This window comes from Maridesulfovibrio salexigens DSM 2638 (assembly GCF_000023445.1).
Classification (GTDB): domain Bacteria; phylum Desulfobacterota; class Desulfovibrionia; order Desulfovibrionales; family Desulfovibrionaceae; genus Maridesulfovibrio; species Maridesulfovibrio salexigens.
Map to the genome: position 1 here is coordinate 2,984,506 of NC_012881.1, position 20,277 is coordinate 3,004,782.

18 protein-coding genes and 1 tRNA gene are annotated in these 20,277 nt (G+C 47.9%); 4 read left to right on the plus strand and 15 right to left on the minus strand.

Features of this window, described 5'->3' with window-relative positions:
* Positions 1–68 precede the first annotated feature (68 nt).
* Together lhgO and DESAL_RS13750 are read left to right on the plus strand one after the other, a co-directional pair.
* Complete coding sequence (lhgO, locus tag DESAL_RS13745; protein WP_015852584.1) at positions 69–1,259, plus strand: L-2-hydroxyglutarate oxidase; 1,191 nt, start codon at positions 69–71, stop codon at positions 1,257–1,259.
* A 250-nt stretch (positions 1,260–1,509) separates the two neighbouring features.
* Positions 1,510–2,589 carry an NAD(P)H-dependent flavin oxidoreductase gene (locus DESAL_RS13750; RefSeq protein WP_015852585.1) on the plus strand — a complete coding sequence of 360 codons (1,080 nt, stop codon included), beginning with the start codon at positions 1,510–1,512 and terminating at the stop codon, positions 2,587–2,589.
* Positions 2,590–2,665: 76 nt separating this feature from the next.
* On the opposite strand, the gene DESAL_RS13755 is transcribed toward DESAL_RS13750, so the two are convergent.
* From DESAL_RS13755 to ybgF, 7 genes are all read right to left on the minus strand, one after another.
* Positions 2,666–3,193, minus strand: coding sequence for a hypothetical protein (locus DESAL_RS13755; protein ID WP_015852586.1), 528 nt, complete (start codon positions 3,191–3,193; stop codon positions 2,666–2,668).
* Between the two features lie 58 nt (positions 3,194–3,251).
* Positions 3,252–4,211, minus strand: coding sequence for a tyrosine recombinase XerC (gene xerC / locus DESAL_RS13760; protein ID WP_015852587.1), 960 nt, complete (start codon positions 4,209–4,211; stop codon positions 3,252–3,254).
* Positions 4,183–5,175: a GGDEF domain-containing response regulator gene (locus DESAL_RS13765; RefSeq protein ID WP_015852588.1), complete on the minus strand. Its 993-nt coding sequence runs from the start codon at positions 5,173–5,175 to the stop codon at positions 4,183–4,185. The genes xerC and DESAL_RS13765 overlap by 29 nt, the downstream gene beginning before the upstream one ends.
* A gap of 64 nt (positions 5,176–5,239) precedes the next feature.
* Positions 5,240–6,079, minus strand: a complete 840-nt coding sequence (locus tag DESAL_RS13770; RefSeq protein ID WP_015852589.1) for an HDOD domain-containing protein — start codon at positions 6,077–6,079, stop codon at positions 5,240–5,242.
* Positions 6,080–6,490 carry a hypothetical protein gene (locus tag DESAL_RS13775; RefSeq protein ID WP_015852590.1) on the minus strand — a complete coding sequence of 137 codons (411 nt, stop codon included), beginning with the start codon at positions 6,488–6,490 and terminating at the stop codon, positions 6,080–6,082.
* A gap of 44 nt (positions 6,491–6,534) precedes the next feature.
* On the minus strand, positions 6,535–7,743 hold the full coding sequence (gene dprA / locus DESAL_RS13780; RefSeq protein WP_015852591.1) for a DNA-processing protein DprA: 1,209 nt from the start codon (positions 7,741–7,743) through the stop codon (positions 6,535–6,537).
* Positions 7,744–7,764: 21 nt separating this feature from the next.
* Entirely contained in the window at positions 7,765–8,616 is an 852-nt protein-coding gene (gene ybgF / locus DESAL_RS13785) for a tol-pal system protein YbgF (RefSeq protein WP_015852592.1), read from the minus strand.
* A 207-nt stretch (positions 8,617–8,823) separates the two neighbouring features.
* Here ybgF and DESAL_RS13790 point away from each other — a divergent pair, with 207 nt between their 5' ends.
* Positions 8,824–9,801 (plus strand): hypothetical protein, encoded by a 978-nt coding sequence (locus DESAL_RS13790; RefSeq protein ID WP_015852593.1) that lies wholly within the window; start codon positions 8,824–8,826, stop codon positions 9,799–9,801.
* A 124-nt stretch (positions 9,802–9,925) separates the two neighbouring features.
* Here the strand turns inward: DESAL_RS13790 and DESAL_RS13795 are convergent, their stop codons facing one another.
* The 7 genes from DESAL_RS13795 to DESAL_RS13825 all read right to left on the minus strand — a co-directional run bounded on the left by DESAL_RS13795 (position 9,926) and on the right by DESAL_RS13825 (position 18,854).
* Positions 9,926–12,943, minus strand: a complete 3,018-nt coding sequence (locus tag DESAL_RS13795; RefSeq protein WP_015852594.1) for a chemotaxis protein CheA — start codon at positions 12,941–12,943, stop codon at positions 9,926–9,928.
* Positions 12,944–13,030: 87 nt separating this feature from the next.
* Complete coding sequence (locus tag DESAL_RS13800) at positions 13,031–13,399, minus strand: response regulator (protein ID WP_015852595.1); 369 nt, start codon at positions 13,397–13,399, stop codon at positions 13,031–13,033.
* A complete protein-coding gene (locus DESAL_RS13805; RefSeq protein WP_015852596.1) occupies positions 13,392–14,090 on the minus strand; it encodes a chemotaxis protein CheW in 699 nt (232 codons plus the stop codon). Before DESAL_RS13805 ends, DESAL_RS13800 begins: the two co-directional genes overlap by 8 nt.
* Positions 14,077–14,895 (minus strand): ParA family protein, encoded by an 819-nt coding sequence (locus tag DESAL_RS13810; RefSeq protein ID WP_015852597.1) that lies wholly within the window; start codon positions 14,893–14,895, stop codon positions 14,077–14,079. Before DESAL_RS13810 ends, DESAL_RS13805 begins: the two co-directional genes overlap by 14 nt.
* Positions 14,896–14,936: 41 nt before the next feature.
* Positions 14,937–15,815 (minus strand): CheR family methyltransferase, encoded by an 879-nt coding sequence (locus tag DESAL_RS13815; RefSeq protein ID WP_015852598.1) that lies wholly within the window; start codon positions 15,813–15,815, stop codon positions 14,937–14,939.
* A complete protein-coding gene (locus DESAL_RS13820; RefSeq protein WP_015852599.1) occupies positions 15,816–17,744 on the minus strand; it encodes a HEAT repeat domain-containing protein in 1,929 nt (642 codons plus the stop codon).
* A 60-nt stretch (positions 17,745–17,804) separates the two neighbouring features.
* Positions 17,805–18,854 carry a protein-glutamate methylesterase/protein-glutamine glutaminase gene (locus DESAL_RS13825; protein ID WP_015852600.1) on the minus strand — a complete coding sequence of 350 codons (1,050 nt, stop codon included), beginning with the start codon at positions 18,852–18,854 and terminating at the stop codon, positions 17,805–17,807.
* A gap of 352 nt (positions 18,855–19,206) precedes the next feature.
* Between DESAL_RS13825 and DESAL_RS13830 the strand changes: the two genes are divergently transcribed.
* A tRNA-Pro gene (locus DESAL_RS13830) sits at positions 19,207–19,283 on the plus strand.
* 115 nt (positions 19,284–19,398) lie between these two features.
* On the opposite strand, the gene DESAL_RS13835 is transcribed toward DESAL_RS13830, so the two are convergent.
* On the minus strand, positions 19,399–20,277 hold the full coding sequence (locus tag DESAL_RS13835) for a GIY-YIG nuclease family protein (RefSeq protein WP_015852601.1): 879 nt from the start codon (positions 20,275–20,277) through the stop codon (positions 19,399–19,401).

Consider the following 20,277-nt stretch of genomic DNA (forward strand, 5'->3'; position numbering starts at 1 on the left):
TGGTTTGACATTAGCAGTTCTCTGTTGAAGACTATGCCCTTAATAATAAAAAGAAGAGGAATACAAATATGAAGACTGCTGAAATCATGATTTGCGGAGCTGGAATTGTAGGTCTTACTGTAGCACGGGAGCTAATTTCCAGAGGATATAAGGATATCCTGATCATTGATAAAGAATCTGAGATTGCAAAGCACGCTTCAGGACGTAATAGCGGAGTGCTGCATGCCGGAATCTACTATGCTCCGGGCAGTCTGCGTGCCGTATCCTGTCTTTCCGGCAACTTCCGGATGAAAGAGTATTGCCGAGAAAAAGGGTTACCTCTGCTGGAAACAGGCAAGGTAATCGTAGCCCGCAATGAATCCGAACTGGCCACCCTCCATGAGCTATACAACCGGGCAACCGCCAATGGAGCTAAGGTCGAAATTATTGATAAACAGCGTCTTGCAGAGATAGAACCTAATGCAAAAACCACCAAAGAAGCGTTGTTTTCACATTACACTGCTGTAGTAGACCCGCGTGCAGTAATGCAGTCTCTGTACAATGATCTTCAATCAAGCGGTAAAGTATCCTTTATGCTCGGCACTAAGTTTATTACTGCAAAAAGTAATAACAACATAGTTACCGACAAAGGGGAGATCAGCTGCGGCCTCTTCATAAACGCAGCCGGAGCTTACAGCGATCAGGTGGCACGCCCCTTCGGATTTGGTGAAGGTTACCAGCTCATCCCCTTCAAAGGCATCTACAAAAAATTAAAGAAAGAAAAAGCCCACACCATCAAAGGCAGCATCTATCCGGTCCCTAACATTAAGAACCCCTTCCTCGGTATTCACTTCACTCGCGGTGCAAGCGGCGATGTATATTTGGGTCCCACCGCCATTCCCGCATTTGGACGCGAAAACTACGGCATCCTGAGCGGGCTGGACAAAGAAGCATTCGACATAATGCTCCGTGATGCCATTCTTTTTTTTAAAAACCCAAAATTTCGCTCTGTTGCATTCGAAGAACCTCGTAAGTACTTTTTCAAATGTTTCTTTAACGATGCTAAAGAGTTGGTCAAAGAACTTTCCCCAAGCGACATTGAAAGCACTCCTAAAGTGGGTATTCGCCCGCAATTGGTTGACCTGAAACGTAATGAACTTGTCATGGACTTTTTAGTGGAAAGTGATAAAAAGAGTGTGCACGTACTGAACGCTATTTCACCAGCCTTCACCAGCTCCATGTACTTTGCTGAAATGATTGTGGAGAATTACATACACTAGAGAATGTATGTTTTTTGCATTGTAAAAACCACATTTATACATTGCGCCACCAAGCTGTAACAGTCAAAAAGAACTTGACTTTAAGCCTCATACAGGAAAAAACTTTTCTCGGACTTCAAAGTTGCCTCTAAACAATAAATACACCGATGTATGTATCTTTCAGATACCTGCCACAAAGTGTTTTTGCTGACAGTATTGTTTAAAATTCAGAGGCAGCTCTTAAATATACAAGTCATAGGAGAACTTTAGTATGAATCTTCCTCAGCTTAAGATTGGTGATCTGGTAGCAAAGGTTCCCGTCATTCAGGGCGGCATGGGAGTGGGAATTTCCCTTTCCGGCCTTGCTTCCGCAGTTGCCAAAGAAGGCGGCATCGGCGTTATCGCTGCTGCAATGATCGGCCTTACCAACAAGAACGGCGGTAAGGATCACGCAAAAGCACACATCGACACTCTGGCCGAAGAAATTCGCAAGGCCAAGGAAATGACCTCCGGCATCCTCGGTGTAAACATCATGGTTGCCCTGTCCAACTTTGCGGACATGGTCAGCACTTCTGTAAAAGAAGGTGCAGACGTTATCTTTTCCGGTGCCGGACTGCCCCTCGACCTGCCCAAATACCTGCACGACGGAGCAAAGACCAAGCTGGTCCCCATTGTTTCCTCCGGTCGCGCAGCTTCCATTATCTGCAAGAAATGGATTTCCAAATTCGACTACCTGCCTGATGCATTCGTAGTTGAAGGCCCCATGGCAGGCGGACACCTCGGCTTCAAGCGTGAACAGCTTAACGATCCCAAATTCGCCCTCGAAAGCATTCTTCCCGAAGTCATCAAGGCTGTTAAGCCCTTCGAAGAAAAAGCTGGCCGCACCATCCCGGTTATCGCTGCCGGCGGTGTTTATTCCGGAGAGGACATCAGCAAGTACATCAATATGGGTGCTGCCGGAGTCCAGATGGGAACCCGTTTTGTTGCCACCCACGAGTGCGATGCTGACGAAGAATTCAAACAGGCTTACGTAAATTCCACCAAAGAAGACATGGCTATCATCCAGAGTCCCGTAGGACTCCCCGGCAGGGCAGTAAACAACGACTTCCTGCAAGCGGTAACCGATGGCAAAAAGTCTCCTTTCAAATGCCCGTTCCATTGCATCAAGAGCTGCAAAGTAGAGGAAAGCCCCTACTGCATTGCCTCCGCCCTGATCAATGCGCAGCGCGGTAAGCTGAAAAACGGTTTTGCCTTTGCAGGCTCCAATGCTTGGAGAACTGAAAAGATCATCTCCGTTAAGCAGCTCATCTCAGATCTCAAATCTGAATTCGATCGCGCAGTCGCACGCTAAGCTGATTTCTCCATACGATAATAAAAAGGGCGTTTCGCATTTTGCGAAACGCCCTTTTCATATTATGACTAAAAATTTACTTCTTCTCAGCCGCTTTCTTATCTTCCTGTTTAGGCTCTTCTTTAGGGGCTGTTTCTTTCTTGGGTGCAGCCTTTTTGGGAGCTGCTTTCTTTGCCGTAGGCTTCTTGCGCTTGGTGATTAAAGATTCCAGCTTTTCCGCTGCAGCCTGAGTTTCGTTGGATTCGCCTAAATAATGCATCTCGCCCTGAGGGGATATCCAGTGCCATCCTTCGGGCTTCTTAAGCACCCGGGCCCCCTTTGAATCAAGATAGTCCTTGAACGATGCCTTCTCGAGGCTCTCATCAATCTGCACGGTAAGCTTGCGGTTCTCAGCCATAACCTGAGTGTGGCGGAAAATTTCAAAAGCACTGTGCACCAGATCAAAGGCCGGATCTTCGATCTCACTTTTCTTGGAGGACAGCTCTTTCTCAAGCTGGGCCAGATCCTTTTTCAGGCTGCGAATTTCGAACAAGGCATCCTTACGGGCTTCTTCACTCTTGTCGTTGATTGCATTAGTTACTGCCGCCGCGGTCTGTTTTTTCATCAAACTCCTCCAAAAATTGTTAAGTTAACTTTTGCTTAACACACTCATTTACAAATATCTATTCCTTTTTATCCTCACCTGAATCCGGCGACTGGTTCCCAGCCAACGGATGAGCCTTATCATAAACATTCATGATCTGTTGCAAATTCAAATGGGTGTAACGCTGTGTAGTGCTCAAATGCTCATGCCCCAGAAGCTCCTGCACCGACCGCATATCAGCTCCTGATTGCAGCATATGCGAGGCAAAACTGTGTCTGAGCATGTGCGGATGCACTCCTTCGTGCAGTCCGGCACCCTCGGCCATACGGGCCAGAATACGGTTAACCTGCCTGCGATTGATACGCCCGCCACGGTTTCCCACAAATAAAGCCTGCTCCTCAAGGGCAGGCCCCAGCTCAGCACGAACCGCCAGATAATCATTAACAGCCTTGCAAGCCGCATCACTCAGCGGGGAAAGCCGTTCCTTATTTCCCTTACCGGAAACACGAACCACACCACTGGAAGTATCTATATCGAATAGGTCAAGGGTAATAGCTTCACTGACACGCAACCCGGAACCATATAGCATCTCAGCCAGAGCCAGATCACGCTTATCTGCAGGTTCATCCCCCACATGAGCATCCATCAAATTCACGGCCTGATCCACGTTCAAGGAACGGGGATGGCGAATTTCCTGCTTGGGGTTCCTGATCCCAACCATAGGATCATTCTGGATGAACCGATGCTTGGTCATATACTTAAAAAATGAACGCAAAGAGGAAAGTTTGCGCGACATAGTCGACTTTGCCAGCCGCTGACCATGCAGCTTAGCCAGAAAAGCACGAACTAAGTCAGAAGTAATTTTCTCAGGAACGGCGAGAGTCTTTTTACGGGTCTCCAGAAATTCTTCAAACTGCGAGATGTCCTTTGCATAAGAACGCAGAGTGGCAGCGGAGGACCTCTTCTCCACATCCAGATAAGTCATGAAAACCTGAACAGGCTCTGGAAGATTATTTATTGTTCCTGCGGTCGAGGACATAGCTGCTCTTGGGGTTTTCTTTAGCTTTCTTCTTCAGGGCCATTGCAATGGCAGAAGCTTCACCAAAGTGCTTCATTTTGCCGTTGATATTAAAAACAACTGCGATGGAAATTGCCATCAAAGGAAAAGTCTGAGTGTTGCCCTGACGGTCCTTGGAGACAATAGATTTGCGCTGGCGGTCTTCCATGTCATAGAAATTAGGCACAATACCGTCGAACGAAAAAATTATGCGCTGGCAGACTTCTTCAATTATATCCGGGGAAGTAATGACAACAAAATCATCTCCACCTACATGCCCCACAAAAGTCTGCTCTCCGGCGAAGCTCTTAACCGTGTTGACGATAATTCGCGCGCTCATCATCAGGACTTCATCACCACGGGAAAAGCCGTACTTATCGTTAAAGGACTTGAAATAATCAAGGTCGCAATAGGCAAGCGCAAAATCCTGCTTGCGGTCAATCAGACTTTGAATCTTCTGAATAATGGAAGTGTTGCCCGGAAGCTTGGACAAGGGGTTGGCATCAAGAGCACGAAGTGCGCGACAAAGAGTAAGGTTCACCCTTTCTCTGACAACAGGCAGAAAAAAAGGCCGAACCAGAAAATCGTCAACCTCAACTTTGTTCCAATCCCATGAATGCTGAAGATCGGTATCATCCAGGCAGATGATTACCGGAAGCTGACGATAGACGTTTTCGCTTTTAACCAGACGGGCCAGTTCCTGAGCCGGAACATCTTCTACTCTGCTGTCCACAATGAGCAGGTCCGGCGGATCATTGAAAAGATGCTCTACCGCCCCACGGGCAGCGGTATAGCAAGTAAATTCCAACACTTCCTTGGGCCAGATTTCAAATAACAGGTCGCGCAGGGAATTATCAGGTGAAACCAGAATGGCCGTATGTTTTGCCAGCCCCAACAGGCCGTGATCCTTATTCTTGTCCATAACGAACCGTTTAACATCAACCATTGGAAAACGTCAAAGCTCAAGCGGACCACGTTCCGTAAAATTACAAAAAAAATAATAGATAGATCTAGAAAGTCAGATCGGATATTTCCATAAACTTATCAGAGACTTCATCCATAACCGGTTCAAGGTCTTTCATTTTCAGCTTCAAAATCTTCATGGCCGCAGGCTTGAAGTACGCAATCTGGTCATCTCCGCCATTTCCGTATTCAAAAAGGCGGACCATAAAATCACCGACATGAACCACTGCGGCTGTTTGCTGGTAATGCTGCGCCCGATCAGGATGATGGTGATAAGTCATGGCTTCACGCACATTGGGCGGAAGGTGCCAGTGTCTGGCCAGCCAAGCGTTAATGCGGTCATGACCGAACCCGAGAATATGGCGCTCAGCCTCGTAGTAGGTAAGGTCCTTTTCCTTCACTGTCATGCGTACTGCTTCATTAAGCTCCGGCAGCTGCACAGCGGTCACAACCTTACCGAGATCGTGAAGCAGACCAGCCACAGTGAACTCTTCCGGGTCTTCGAATCCTGCAGCCTTGGCAATGGCACCACTGGCCATAGCGCAACCGAGGCTATGTTCCCAAAGCCCGGACATCGCCTGCTGGATCATATCAAAGACAGAAGTAGAAATAATAATGCCGCGAATAACGTTCAGGCCGAGCAACACAAGGGCATGCTGAATGGTGGTGATTCTTCCCGGAAAGCCGTAAATTGGTGAGTTAACCATTTTAAGGACTTTTGCAGAAAGCACCTGATCCTGTGAAATAACTTTAGCGACTTGCTCAGTTGAAGAGTTGGGGTCATCTACAAGCTTGGTGACCTCATCAAGAACGGAAGGCAGGGTCGGAAGGTCGGAAGTAGAAAGAATCTGACCCTTCACGCTGGTTTTAAGATCCTGATCGGCCATCTATGCACCCTCTCCATTTGCTGCTGCCTCTTCTGCTGCAGCGGCTTCAGCTGCGGCCTGTTCTTCTGCCAGTCTTTCCGCTTCCTCTTCGGCCTTTTGAGCGGCAGCCTTTAGATCGAAATATTCCTTAAAAAAACCTTTAACCCGAAACATCCACTTGTCTTTGGCATATCTGCGGAAAAGGTGGTCGAGTCGTTCCGACTTCTTGGACCATGAGGAGTCGTTGTTGTCACCCAAATTAACGGGATTACCTTTAACTACAATACGCTCAACGTCCATGGACTCCAGTTTCTGGATAATCCCTTCGGTAAGCTCCAGCCCTTCGGCAAGAACAACCATACCGTTATCGCGGGTTACTGGCTTGGCAAGCTTCATGCCCGGAGCCGCAAGTTTAACCGGAATTTTCTGCATCAGTCGGACTTCTCCTAATAAAATTCAAAAACACCCGCCCCATATTAACACCGAAGATCATAATACATGCCGGGAAAGCGCACAACCATTCCGTTGACCTCCATGCCCAGTATGACAGCACCCGCCACGGAGACATCAAATCCCGCCGCACGGGCGATTTCATCAATATGCAGCTTCCCGCCACTTTTAAGGGCTTTGGCTATGTCATATTCCGGCGGTTCAAGAGAATCAATATCGAAAGCCGGGACAGCAGGCTCGTTTTTAGCAGGATCCTCAGCCTTTGGAGAACTGCTTTTATCATCCCTTTTAACCGGGAGCTTGCGCTCAGCACCTGCAACGGATTTCTGCCCGGAAATATCCTCAATATCAAGGGCATGCCTGATGTTCATTAATACATCATCGGCGGTTTCCACAAGAGCCGCACCCTCTTTAATTAATTTCAAGCATCCGGCAAAACTTTTGTCTCCACTGGGACCGGGCATAGCCATTACTTCCCTGCCCTGCTCTCCTGCAAGACGGGCAGTAACAAGACTGCCGCTGGCAATCTCAGCCTCCACCACAACAACACCTATGCTTAATCCACTGATCAGACGATTTCGAAAAGGGAAATTTCGGGCAAAAGGCTTTGTTCCGGGAGGAAATTCAGAAATGATCAGACCGGACTCCAGCACCCTCCTACGCAACCAGTCACTATCCGGCGGATAGGAATCCACATCAAGCCCGGTACCAAGTACTGCGATTGTTGAACCGACACCGTGCAACGCCGCTTCATGGGCGCAAGAATCGATACCTTTTGCAAACCCTGAAGTTATAGTGAGACCGCTTTTGGAAAGATCGGCTGCAAGCCTTGAAGCATATTCCATCCCCAGTCGCCCACTGTTACGCGAACCTACAATGCCCACAGAAGGATTGGAGAGAAGTTTCGGATCACCGAAATAGTATAGACAGGTCGGAGGATCAGCTAATTCTTTAAGCAGATCAGGAAAGAGAGGATGAGTCCATGGCAGAATTCCGAATTCGAGGCGCATAGCCTCGCGGTATTCTTTTTCCGCTTTTGGACGCCATTCTTCGTTTTGCGCAGCCTTGGAACTCTTTTCAGAAGCAAGCTTAAGAGAGTGCCAATTTACCGCGTCTTTAAGGCCATCGTAGGCTGTGGGATAATGCCTGAGGATCGGCCCCCAGGATTTAGGTCCAAGCCCCGGCGTATAGCGCAGGGCCAGACATGCAAAATATTCTTCCTGAAGGGAACTCACCTACGGACGCCGTTGAAGATACTAACCTTCGATTGCACGCAGACGTTCCCTGCCTATTTTGGCGGGAGCAGACTTTGGATAATCTTCAATCAAAGTGCGCAGGTAGAAAACAGCGTTTTCACGATCGCCAAGCTTATCATAGGCCAAACCGATCTTGAGCATAGCATCGGGAACCTTGGTTGCCTTGGGAAAACGTCTGCTCACTTCCTTGAATTTGAGGATGGACTGGGCAAAACTTTTTTCGGAGTAATATGTCTCACCAATCCAATAAAGAGCATTCGGGGCAAGCTTGGAAGAGGGATTCTGAGCAAGGTATTGCTCCAGCAGGCCACGGGCTTTCACGGGATTATCGTTCATCACCAGCCGCACACCTTCCTGATACAGAGCATCTCCGCTCAGAGAGGAGACAGGCTTAGGAGCAGCCTTAGCGGGATCGACCTGAGCTGCTCCAGCAGCTGCGGAGGCTTCACCGGGAACAACCATCCAAGGTTTTTCTTCGCTGCTGCTATTGCCACCCATGACAACTTCTTCAGTCACAACGGCTTCCTCAGCAGGAATTTCCTGTTCGACCTTCATAGTCATCATCTTTTGCTGATTTTCCTTAAGCTCGGCAAGAGTGCTGTCCATCTCGGTCATACGCTCCTGCAACTTTTCAATTTGAGCAGTAGTGTCTTTGTGATTGCTTTCAATCAGATCATTCTGTTGGCGCAGTCCTTCCTTGAAATGTAAGAAATTTTCTTCAAGGCTTTTAAGGCGCCACTCTTCGCTTCCGCCCCATGCGGGTTTCACAGGCTCTTCAGGCTGCTTTGCCGCAAAACATCCGCTGACAACGAAGGCCAGAACAACAATAAGAAGGATTCGTAAGTACTGCATCAAATATTCTCCGAAAGACATGTTGAATCTAACTGGTGAATTTGGTTCAAGTTTCAACGAAATTAAAGTAGGCCACTTAATTAGATTTGGCAAGCATATCTAACCTTTTACATAATGGACAGCCCCTACCCTTGCGTCCTGTGCAAATTTAGGGCAAAAAGTGCACACAAAAGAAGTCTTTAAAACCCTTATTTTAGGAAAGCAAATATGAACATCCCCATGGAACCCATTCGGCTCACGGCAATGATGAGTGCCCAGATGCTGCCTAAAGCTCTGGTGGACTTTGCCACGCTTGCGGCTATCGGTGCCCCGATCATGGCTGTGATCCTTGAAATTACGGCCAAGGCACGCAAAAAGATTTTTTACGACAAACTTGCTCAGCAGGTCACAGCACTGACCTTGGTTCTTTACCTGCTCTTTACGATCTGCCTCGGAAGCGCTGCCGCTTTTTTCAGCCGCCAAATGCCATGGCTTAAGGATTGGTTTATTAACCCGGCTTCCCCGGTAATGATGTTTTACATCACTCTGGGAATCGCTCTGGCTGGCCTACTTCCTTATAAATACAGCTGGAAGAAACTCAAAAAAAGCAAGCCCCTGCATATCGTGCTCGGAACAGTTGGCGCGCTTGGCGGAGTTGCCTCCATCCATGTTGCCACAGTGATCATGCAGAAATTTTTCACTTTGCAGATCGAAAGCCCAACTCCTGCGGTTCCGGCAGTTCCCTTTTACACACATTTCCAGCAGATTCCCGGTAAAGCAGGTCTTTGCCTGGCAGGAATCTACCTGATCATGGCCCTTGCCTTTGCTGCTACAGCCGCCGGTCTTTACCTTGTGCTGCGCCGCAACAAAGACGACTTCGGCCGCGATTACTACAAATTCACTCTTCCGGTGGTTGCACGCTGGGCATTATTTCCCTCCCTGCTGCAGCTGGCTGCTTCAGCCGGTGTAATCTACTACATCTGCGGTCCCAATATTGCCACTTTGTATCAGAACCTGCCTGTAGCCATCAGCTTCGGTACCTCCCTGCTACTGACCATTATCTGCTGCGCAATATGGATAGTTACATGGAGAAGCGAAACCCCAATGCGCCACAAGATCGGACTCGGCCTTGCTCCGCTTCTGGTCATCCTCGCCCATGCGACACTCATGGCAGGAACTATGAGTTTATATCTGAGCCTGTCTTAAAGCGGCCAATATACAAACAAAAAAGGCTTCTTCGTTAATCGTAGAAGCCTTTTTTATTGCTCATAAAAATCCCCCTGAAGCACAAGCATCAGGGGGATTAACTTTTATCTTGTGTAACTGAAGGCTACTGGATACTGCCGCTCTTAACTGTTGCCATGCTGTAGATCTCATGGGGATCAAGGATAAGAACAACGCTACCGTCACCCATAATAGTTGCACCTGAAACGCCTTTGAGATCAAAGCCGTTGAGGTAGTTACCAAGGGGCTTAATAACGATTTCCTGACGTTCCAGCAGTCTGTCTACAACCAGCCCGAGTCGGCGGTCATTGTCATGGACAATAACAACAGGCAGAACCTCACGTTCAGGATCGCTGACAGGCTGCTCAAGCAGTTCAGCAAGCTCGGCAATACCAAGCACCTCGCCACGCAGGGTAACGGCTTTACGGTTGTTGACCTCAGTAAGTCTTTCCGCCTCAATCTTGGTGGTTTCAGAAACCGCATCAAGAGGAATGGCGTAGTTTGCACCGTTAATCTGAACCATAAGCGCATCAATAATCGCCAGGGTCAGCGGCAGGGTCAGGGTAAACTTGGACCCCTTGCCTACTTCGGAAGAAATGTGGACGCTACCTTTAAGGTCTTTGATGTTGTTACGTACAACATCCATTCCCACACCTCGACCGGAAATGTCAGTAACCTTTTCTGCGGAGGAAAAACCCGGAGCAAAAATAAGTTCAATGGCTTCGCGGTCATCAAGGTTGCGGGCTTCTTCCGGAGAAATAACCCCCTTCTTGATGGCGACGTTACGCATCTTTTCAGGATCAATTCCGCGACCATCATCCTCAACCTCAATGGCAACAGAGTTACCCTTGTGATAAGCACGCAACCAGACATGCCCCTGAGGAGTCTTTCCGTTAGCGATACGCTCTTCTTCAGGTTCAAGGCCATGGTCTACAGAGTTCCTGATCAGGTGAACGAGAGGATCGCCGATTTCTTCGACAACACTCTTATCGAGTTCAGTCTCTTCGCCTTCGGTTATCAACTCGACCCGCTTACCGCTCTTACGGCTGAGGTCGCGAACCAAACGCGGGAATCTCGAAAATACAGTCTGAACCGCGACCATGCGGACCTTCATGATAGTGTCCTGCAGGTCGTCAGAAATTCTGGACAAAGCGTATGTTGTCTCGGTCAGCTGCTGGGCAACGACCGGAACTTCAAGGTGACCTTCCTCAAGACCACGGGCCAGCATGGTGTAGCGGCCCCTGCTGATGATAAGCTCACCAATAAGGTTCATGAGATGATCAAGCTTCTGGTGGTCAACCCTGATAGTAGACATAGCCTTGGGCTTGGAACTCTTGACCGGTGCCCCGGCAGCAGGTTTCGCTGCGGGCTTGGCTGCAGGCTTAGCTGCGGGCTTAGCTGCGGGCTTGGGCGCGGGCTTAGCTGCGGCTTTAGGGGTGGCTTCCGCTTTAGGCGCAAGCTTCGGTTCCGACTTAGGCTCAGGCTTAGGTTCAGGTTTAGGCTCAGGCTTAGGTTCAGGTTTAGGCTCAGGCTTCGGTTCTGGCTTAGGCTCAGGCTTCGGTTCTGGCTTAGGCTCAGGCTTCGGTTCTGGCTTAGGCTCAGGCTTCGGTTCTGGCTTCGGTTCTGGCTTAGGCTCTGGCTTAGGCTCTGGCTTGGACTCAGCAGGAGTCTCTGCTCCGCCTTTAAGATCACTCACAGCAGAATCAATCATTTCGGAAATAATTCCACATTCCTGACGCAGCAAGTCAAGCATCAACTCAAAATCCATGTCAGAGGAGCGAGCCTGATCTACAAGTCCTGCGGTTCTCTCTGCGTATTCCCGCAAGTCGTCAAAGCCCATGTAACCACCAGAATTCTGAATGGAAACAAGGCTTCTGTAGAGTCCATCAATATAATCTTTTTGGCTGGCATCTTCGCCCAAAGTTTTCAGGGCCAATTCAATATTATCGACCTGTTGATGGACGGTCTGTTCAAAAATAGCAATATCTTCCGGATCCAGTCCTTCTTCTGTCGGTTCCAGCTCAACTTCAGGCTCAGGTTCAACTTCTGCTTCTTCAACAACTTCATCTTCTTCTGGAAGATCAGCGGTAACGACCTCGCCCTTTTCAACCGCTTCCTGAAGCGGCGAAACGAGCTGATCAATATCCAAAGGTTGAACATCACCTGTTTTCGGGGATACGTGAGCAATCAGCGACTCAATACCATCAACGACAGCTAAAAGCAGATCAATCATGGTACGGGTAGCTGCAACTTCCCCTTTTCGAACCTTATTCAGCAGGGTCTCGGCTTCATGGGTGAGCGAATTAAGCTCGCGGAAACCAATAATACCGCTATTGCCTTTAAGGTTATGGAAATATCTGAATATATCGTTGATGAGGTCGTCATTGCCTTCAGGGTCCTGCTCAAGCTCAAGCAGCCCGTTAGTTAGATTCTCGATGATTTCATGGGCTTCTTCGAGAAAATCGGCCAGATGACCTTCCCCTACAGTTGTCAACTTATAGGGCTCGGCTTCCTCATTAACAATGGCTACAAACTGAAAAGCCTGCTTGCGTCCTGGCTCTGGCATATTGGACTCCTGCTCGATTTGGGTCTCCGGCAAATCTGTCTCAACTTCAATAATTTCTTCAACCGGTTCAGGTTCCGGATCTACTTCTTCCAGAACTGGTTCCGGTTCGGGTTCCGGTTCGGGTGCAACCTCCTCCGCAGGGGAGGTGGAAGGTTCCGGGGTTTCTCCGGCCATGATGGCATCGATCCTTTCAATAGTAATTGAAGTATCAACTTCACCTTCATTGCCGAGTTCATCCAGATTATCGATCAACTGACGCAACAAATCGGTGGCAGCAAGAATTACATCCATAATTTCCGATGTAACCCCGATCTCTCCTTTCCGAAGTTCGTCAAGAATATTTTCCGCCCTATGGGCGAGGCCATTGATGATATTCAGCCCCAAAAAGCCCGAAGCCCCCTTGAGGGAGTGCATTGGCCTGAATATTTCATTCAGAAGATCAAGGTTCTCGGGATTATTCTCAAGCTCAAGCAGGTTGGGCTCAATAGTTTCGAGATGCTCTTTAGCTTCAATAATGAAATCCGCAAAAATTTCAGGATCCATGAAATCCTGGCTCATCTAGAGACCCCTTCTTAAAAGTTCTTCTGCAGTGGTCAGTTGCAGTCAAGTCCGGAAACAGTCTTCGTAGACTGCGCCGCTATTACATTATCCGAGAAGCATTTTAATATTCTTAACCATCTTTTCAGGCTGGGCAGGCTTAACCATATAAAGGTTGGCTCCCAGACTCAGGCCGGTCTGAATATCTTTTTCCTGACCTTCAGTCGAGAGCACAATAATGGGGATATCTTTATATGCATCCTGCTCGCGAACTGTTTTAATGTAAGTAAACCCGTCCATTCTCGGCATATTTACATCGGAAATAATTAGATCAACTTTGTCCAGACTGTAAAGCTTTTCAAGGCCGTCTAAGCCGTCTTCCGCGGTAGTTACCTTGAACCCTTCTTTTTTCATGATGAAGGCGACGAGGTTCCTTACAGTCTTTGAATCGTCCACTATCAGAATATGTTTAGGCATTTCCCTCTCCTTCACTCTTTAAAATTTGTTCTACCAGTCGATCCACGGAAAGAATGTTGACCAGTTTTTCACCATTTTTGTAGAGGCCAAGCAAAAAATCAGAACTCACACCCACTTCTGATTCCACTCCCCAAACCAGATCCTTCTTATATGCACGGTACATTGTTCTAACCGCACTGATGGCCAACCCGATCTGCAATCCTTTATGTCTGCAAATAACGACAAATTTATCCTGTACGCCCATTCCGTCATGCAGCAGATGCCTCAAATCAAGAACCGGGGTAACCCGTCCCCTGAGGTTGATGATCCCCTGCATAAAACGCGGAGCAGCGGGTAGCAACGTCACAGGAATTTTTTTAACAACTTCCTGAATGACCATGATCGGCAAACCATATTCCCGGTCTCCGACAACAAAACTGACGAGCTGGATTTCATCCTCTTCCTTGAGCTTCTCCTCAAAGTCAGCGGAGCTTCCTTCTCCCCCGTAATCATCGACCGGGCCGGAACCTAATCCGGGAATGGCAGCGCCACCACGGGGTTCAACCCGATCCAGACTGTTAAACGCAGCCTGCCCGCCAATGCCCATATATTTATCCATGAAAGCTTGTTCGGCATCAGTATATCCGCCGTCCTGCTTTTCTTCACTGGGCAGGTTCACGTTTTCAACAAAATATTCTTCAGGCGTTTTCATTTCTGACTATCTCTCTTGCCAACTGCATATATTCCTGAGCGCCACGCGTTTTAGGATCAACATCAAAAATAATCCTACCGCTGGCGCAGGCCTCTCTGAACTTGGTATCCATGTGGATAACGGTACTGAAAACCTTATCGCCCAACTTTCTCCTGATCAGATTCAAAATCTTCCTGCATGCCCCGGCCCTACCGTCATACATAGTAGGCAAAGCCCTGAACTTAACAGGACTGGGAAGCACCTTATTTAAAATCTTGATCGTATCAAAGAGCAAACGGATACCATAAAGAGCTAAAAAGTCAGTCTGAATAGGGATCAGAACAATGTCCGCTGCCACAATGGCGTTAACCAGCAGCACTCCCACATGGGGCGGACAGTCAATGAGTATGTAGTCGTAATACTCTTTAACCTCATCCAATGAATTGGAGAGGACCATGCCCTTATTCTTTCTGTCTTTAAGGTCAACCTCCAGTTCCGATAAACGAATGCTGGCCGGAACAAAGTCAAATCCCACCCATTCGCGTTTTTTGACTATCTTGCCCCAGAGACTCTTAAAATCCGCATCATCAAAAAACAGATCATGAGCCGAGGTTGTGACGGTTTCAGGGAAGTAAGACATATGGACCGAGGCATTCGCATGGGGATCAAGATCAATGACCAGTACTTTTTTCCCTTCCCTGGTCAAAGCCTCCCCAAGAGTCAGAGCCGTGGTCGTTTTGCCTACACCTCCCTTTTGGTTGGCGATGGCATAAACCTTCGCCAATGATGCAGCCCCGTCCGACTGCTTAATATTAATGTTTTCCATATCAGCCCGCAGATTTATATAAATTTAACCGCAGACCGGTATTATTCCAGCTTCTGGTAAATAATCGCACCCGGATGGTGTACCGGCTTGAATGCTCTGGTGATATTATGCAGAGATTCAGAATGACCGATAATCAAATACCCGCCGGGAACAAGGTTATCGTAATAAGCATTGATAACCTTTTTCTTCATGGCTTCATCAAAATAGATGATAACGTTTCGGCAGAATACAATTTCCGACCTTTCAACACGTCTGACCTGCATGCGGTCACTAAGGTTGATCTGGCCGAAGCTGACCAACTGTTTAACGTTTGGTTTTACCTTGTACTGCTTGCCGTCCTTATCAAAATATTTAGCTATGATCTCCTTGGGGGTAGTACGCAACGAATATTCACTGTAAACAGCACGGCGCGCGGACTTAAGGACCCTTTCAGAGAGGTCGTTCGCTGTAATTTTGACATCCCAGCTGCTAAGCTCGGGACCAAGAACGTCATGAATGATCATGGACAGGGTGTAAGGTTCTTCACCGGTAGAACAACCGGCGGACCAGATACGCAGCCGCTTACGCCTTTTCTTGCGCAGTTCATCCAGAACAGCAGGTAATACCTTGGTCTGGAAAACCTTCAGCTGGGGCGGGTTGCGATAAAAACTGGTCTCGTTGGTAGTGATTACCTCGAAGAGCTTGTTCAACTCTGCCTTTTTACCCGGATCATACTGCAGGTAATAATAGTACTCGCCAAAGTTCTTGAGATTAAGTTCCTTCAAGCGATTGGCAAGACGGTTTTCAAGCAGATATTTACGGTTACCCGCAATAAAGATACCTGCCTGATCATAAATGAAATCACGGAGCTGAGTGAACTCCAAATCAGAGATTTTCAGCTCTTTCCGCAGCGATATTGTCTTTGAAAACAGAGAAGACATCTAGTCTCCTTCTCCTTGCTCTTCCTGAATTCTCAAAATGGCCTCTTCGGCGGCCTGAATAACCTCGGGATCGGAGTCGGAATTGGACGCTTCCAGAAGAGCCTGAAACGCCATAGTTCCGCCAATGGCGCCTAATACTTCAATCACCTTAAGGACCACAAGTTTATGTGGAGAATCCAACATTGTTATAAGTTGAGGCAGTGCACTTTCTTCACGATGCTCCCCGAGAGCTTCTGCAGCTCTGATCTGTACCCAGTCATCATCATCCTGAAGGGCCTGAATAATATAGGGTATGACTTGTTCTGTGTAGCAGCTTCCCAGAAGCTCAATAACAGTCAAGCGAACATCGCGATTTTCATCATGAAGTCTTGAAAAAATGAGTGACATACTTTCGGAATCAGCAGAGCAGTCATGCAAAGCTTCGAGAGCAATCTTCCTGATATCAGGGACTTCATCCTCTAGAGCAATCTTGATGTGTTCAAGGTTACCATGAGCATCAATCTGCCCCATGGCAAACACGGCCATCAGCCTTTCGATAGGCTCATCGCTGTTGAACAATTCAACAAATCGCCGATTTACATCCTCGCCGCCAATGGCAACGCAGGCATTGAGGGCTGCTTCCTTAACATCATCATAAGAGTGAGTAAGCAACCCGAAAATAGCGTCAATTGCATCAACATCCTTAAGCTTACCGCCAAGGAAATTGATAGCAGACTTGAGCATAGAACCGTCCTGCTCGTTTTCAAGAACATTTTCAAAGAACGCCTTGGCTTCCTCACCGGCATTACCGACAAGAGCTTCAAGAATTCCCCGTTTAATGTCCCGGTCTCCATTTCCAAAAGCCTCCATAAGGACCTTTGAAACTTCAGGACCTTCCAGATTTGAAAGGATCTGGATAACAATTGCCGCCTTTTTAAAATTACCACTGTTTACAGCAGCAACCAAAGCCTCGTTAAGGCCTATATTTGAAAGATCACCAATTATTACAGCAAGACGATCGCGGTCGCGGTCAGGATCAAGTTCGCTGGCAAGATTAAGCACTTCTTCGGTGGCTTTTTCACCACCAACGTACCCCAGACCGGAGATAGCAGCATCCTGCACATCTTCGTCTTCATCTTTTAAGGCCACCAGCATATATTCGCGGAGTTTTTCCCGCTCACTTGCAGAAAGAAGCTTGAGGGACTTACCGCCGAGAATGCTGACAATCGCCTTAACGATTTTATTGCGTAAAGCGGTAGGACTATTATCCAGATGCCTGAGCAGCATGGTCACAGCCTTAATATTACCAACCTCACCAAGAGCATCCACAATCATGGAGGCCACAAGATCGGAACTGGTATTCAAAGCCTTGACTAACGCATCTACAGAGCTGGAATGCTTGATTTTTGCAAGAGCTTCAATAACAGCATACTGTACCCACTCGTCATCCTGCATGGCCTTGTTCAGGCAGCGGGCTGCAGCGGGGTTGGCAAGATCGCCAAGGCTTACTGCAGCCTGATAGCGGACATTGACCTCAGGATCTTTGAGCAGGGCATCGCATAGGGGTTCCACAGCCATAAAACTGTTGGTAGACCCCAAAATATCAGTAGCGAAAATTCTGATATCAGGATCATCGTCATGGACCAGCTCCACGAGGGAGGCAAAATCCTGCGCACCTACTTCACGCAGAATATCCATGGAAAGGTTCCTGACCGGGGCATCATCTGATCTAAGCAGGGGTACAACAGCCTGAACAGCTCCCTTGCCGCCGATGTTCCGTAGAGCATGGTCGGCGGCTTCCTGCAATCCCAGATGGCTGGTCTTCAAAAGATCGGCCAGCAGAGGAACGGCATCTGCACATTTCAACTCCCCAGCCTGAAACGCGGCCTCACGGACGACTTCATTATCGTCACTTTTCAGTTCTTCAAGAACCTTGGAACAATCCGTCATTTCAAGTCCCCATTTTGTTTAAATCCGTAAGACATCTCACGGTTGCGTCTTTAAAAAAAATTACAGGTAAAGATTATTGATGATAGCATTTGCCATATCGTCAATATCTACGATCTCATCTGCAAGCCCGTCATCAACGATAGCTTTCGGCATACCGTAAACAACACAGGAGGAATCGCTCTGCGCAATGGCCCTGCCGCCCTTGCTTTTGAGCTCCCTGATTCCATCGCGACCATCGTTACCCATTCCTGTCAGGATGACTCCGAGAGCTCTGCGTCCGACAGCCTTGGCAACCGAAGAGACAAGCACGTTTGCAGAAGGCTTATAGAGGGCTTCTTTGGGTTCGGGTGTTACAACCAGATCGATTCTGCTGACCTTCTGGTCAATCACCAGATGTGAACCGCCGGGAGCAACAAATGCATGACCGGGCAAAAGCCTGTCTCCGGTCTCAGCTTCTTTGACTTTAATCTGGCTGACTCCGTTAAGACGGTTAGCAAAAGGTCCGGTAAAGGCCTTCGGCATGTGCTGAGCGATAACGATACCAGCCGGGAAATCTTTTGGTAGAGAAGATAAAATTTTCTGAACCGCCGGCGGTCCACCGGTGGAAACACCGATAACGACCACATCGCGCTTAGCCCTGCCGCGCGGAGTCCGAACCGGAACAGCAGGCTTGCGAGCGGCAGCGGCTGTGCGCAAACGAGGCACAGGGCGCATCTTTCGTCTGGCAACAGACTTAACCTTGGAGATCAGGTCATTTTCAATTTTTACAATGTCGAGGGAAACTTTTGACAGCTGTTTGGGAATAAAATCAACAGCACCAAGGTCCATAGCTTTAAGGGTGGCCTCGGCACCTTCCGTGGTCAGGGAACTGACCATGAGTACCGGACGAGGCATCTCCATCATGATATGCCTTAGCGCGGTCAGACCGTCCATCTTGGGCATTTCAATATCGAGGGTAACCACATCCGGATTATGCTTCCGGATAACCCTTAAGCCTTCCTCCCCGTCACGCGCAGTGGCTACCACCTTGATGCCGGGATCCTTCTGCAACATGGTGCTTATAGCTTTACGCATGAAAGCGGAATCATCTACAACTACGACATTTATCACTAACCCGATCTCCTTTCTCTACGGCGTCTACTCAGCTCAGTCTTTAACAGTTTGTATACAAAGACGATTTTTCGAATTAACCCAGCCGTTCAAATAAAAGTGAACCGCAACCGTAGATAAAACTTGTCACATATGAGTATTTTTGTCCAACAAACTCCCTGAATTTCACTAAAAAATCATACAAATCGATTTTTAGTACAGATTTTAATACTCACACTTTTATCACTTTAAAACATTGGAAGTTTATGTGCAAGAATATAAAAATTCATGTGCAATCTTTTTGAAATTATTTTTTTTCTTAATTTTTTCCTTGCCAAGCATCTCAGGATTCGATAGATACCCAATCTCACGACGGGATGTGGCTCAGTCTGGTAGAGCGCTGCGTTCGGGACGCAGAGACCGGAGGTTCAAATCCTCTCATCCCGACCAGATAATTCAAGGGTTTACGAAGCAAGCTTCGTAAACCCTTTTATTTTTGCTAACCTATTGCTAACAGGTAGCGCGAAAAAATAAGAATCAAACGTCTGACCAATTAAGCAAAAATTTAATTTTCTTGCATTCCTTCCATACCGTCAGTCTGAACCTGCTTCAAAGTCTTTCCGTCTTCATCCTTCCAGCAGATACGACCATTCGAGCTTCTGCCAAGAATTACACCAGCGGCAGTGCTCGGAGACGTAAAAACATAATCCGCCGTGAACAGATACTTACCGTCATTCTCGGCAAGAACTCCCTTGTTCTGCAAATCCTTACGCAAGGTCACAAGATATTCATGGATAGACGGAACTTCTTTAAGAACGCACTCGGAACCATTCTGGACCACAAAGCCTTTGCTGGACTCATACCCCTGTGCCTTGATCCCCTTGGCCTTGATCTTGAAGAAATGTCTTTCATCTGCTTCGCCTTGCTCAGGGACTTCAAAGACGGAAAGCCCTACCAACGGGAACACACTCAGCATATCCTGAATAAAGCTATCCATATCCGCCACATCAGCTTCTGCCAGATTCGGCTGACTGGAACTATTCGAATTGTCCAGATTGCACTGTCGGGCTTCTTTAGCCATCTGGATCAAACGGCTTTCAAGGTATTTGACGTGCGCTTTATTCAAGCTGCTATTGCTGGTCACAAAGAAAGCCCCCCAATTCCAGAAGTCTTTCTTGGCATAATGACTATCAATACGCGGCCGCACAGGATCGCCTTCACCTATGTACACAGTCGGAAGGCTGCTATCTTCGGAAGATCCGACTAGCACATACACTCCGGTCCTTTGAAACTCATCCCGTTTCAGAGCCGACTTATAGCCAGTACGGGTGAATACAACTCCAACGCCTGTCCAGTTCGACTTTTCAATAATCCGCAAGCCGTCAGGATCACCATCTGGCAAGAACATTTTTATGGAATATGGGGATGAGTTCTGTGCAGACAT

Bases quoted from the DNA above. Each gene is read 5' to 3' on its own strand.
- DESAL_RS13805 (WP_015852596.1), bottom strand. From the start codon at position 14,090: ATGAAAACGCCTGAAGAATATTTTGTTGAAAACGTGAACCTGCCCAGT.
- DESAL_RS13835 (WP_015852601.1), bottom strand. From the start codon at position 20,277: ATGTCTGCACAGAACTCATCCCCATATTCCATAAAAATGTTCTTGCCA.
- DESAL_RS13765 (WP_015852588.1), bottom strand. From the start codon at position 5,175: ATGGTTGATGTTAAACGGTTCGTTATGGACAAGAATAAGGATCACGGC.
- DESAL_RS13750 (WP_015852585.1), top strand. From the start codon at position 1,510: ATGAATCTTCCTCAGCTTAAGATTGGTGATCTGGTAGCAAAGGTTCCC.
- DESAL_RS13815 (WP_015852598.1), bottom strand. From the start codon at position 15,815: ATGTCTTCTCTGTTTTCAAAGACAATATCGCTGCGGAAAGAGCTGAAA.
- DESAL_RS13810 (WP_015852597.1), bottom strand. From the start codon at position 14,895: ATGGAAAACATTAATATTAAGCAGTCGGACGGGGCTGCATCATTGGCG.
- lhgO (WP_015852584.1), top strand. From the start codon at position 69: ATGAAGACTGCTGAAATCATGATTTGCGGAGCTGGAATTGTAGGTCTT.
- DESAL_RS13800 (WP_015852595.1), bottom strand. From the start codon at position 13,399: ATGCCTAAACATATTCTGATAGTGGACGATTCAAAGACTGTAAGGAAC.
- DESAL_RS13795 (WP_015852594.1), bottom strand. From the start codon at position 12,943: ATGAGCCAGGATTTCATGGATCCTGAAATTTTTGCGGATTTCATTATT.
- DESAL_RS13790 (WP_015852593.1), top strand. From the start codon at position 8,824: ATGAACATCCCCATGGAACCCATTCGGCTCACGGCAATGATGAGTGCC.
- DESAL_RS13775 (WP_015852590.1), bottom strand. From the start codon at position 6,490: ATGCAGAAAATTCCGGTTAAACTTGCGGCTCCGGGCATGAAGCTTGCC.
- DESAL_RS13770 (WP_015852589.1), bottom strand. From the start codon at position 6,079: ATGGCCGATCAGGATCTTAAAACCAGCGTGAAGGGTCAGATTCTTTCT.
- DESAL_RS13755 (WP_015852586.1), bottom strand. From the start codon at position 3,193: ATGAAAAAACAGACCGCGGCGGCAGTAACTAATGCAATCAACGACAAG.
- ybgF (WP_015852592.1), bottom strand. From the start codon at position 8,616: ATGCAGTACTTACGAATCCTTCTTATTGTTGTTCTGGCCTTCGTTGTC.
- DESAL_RS13820 (WP_015852599.1), bottom strand. From the start codon at position 17,744: ATGACGGATTGTTCCAAGGTTCTTGAAGAACTGAAAAGTGACGATAAT.
- xerC (WP_015852587.1), bottom strand. From the start codon at position 4,211: ATGTCCTCGACCGCAGGAACAATAAATAATCTTCCAGAGCCTGTTCAG.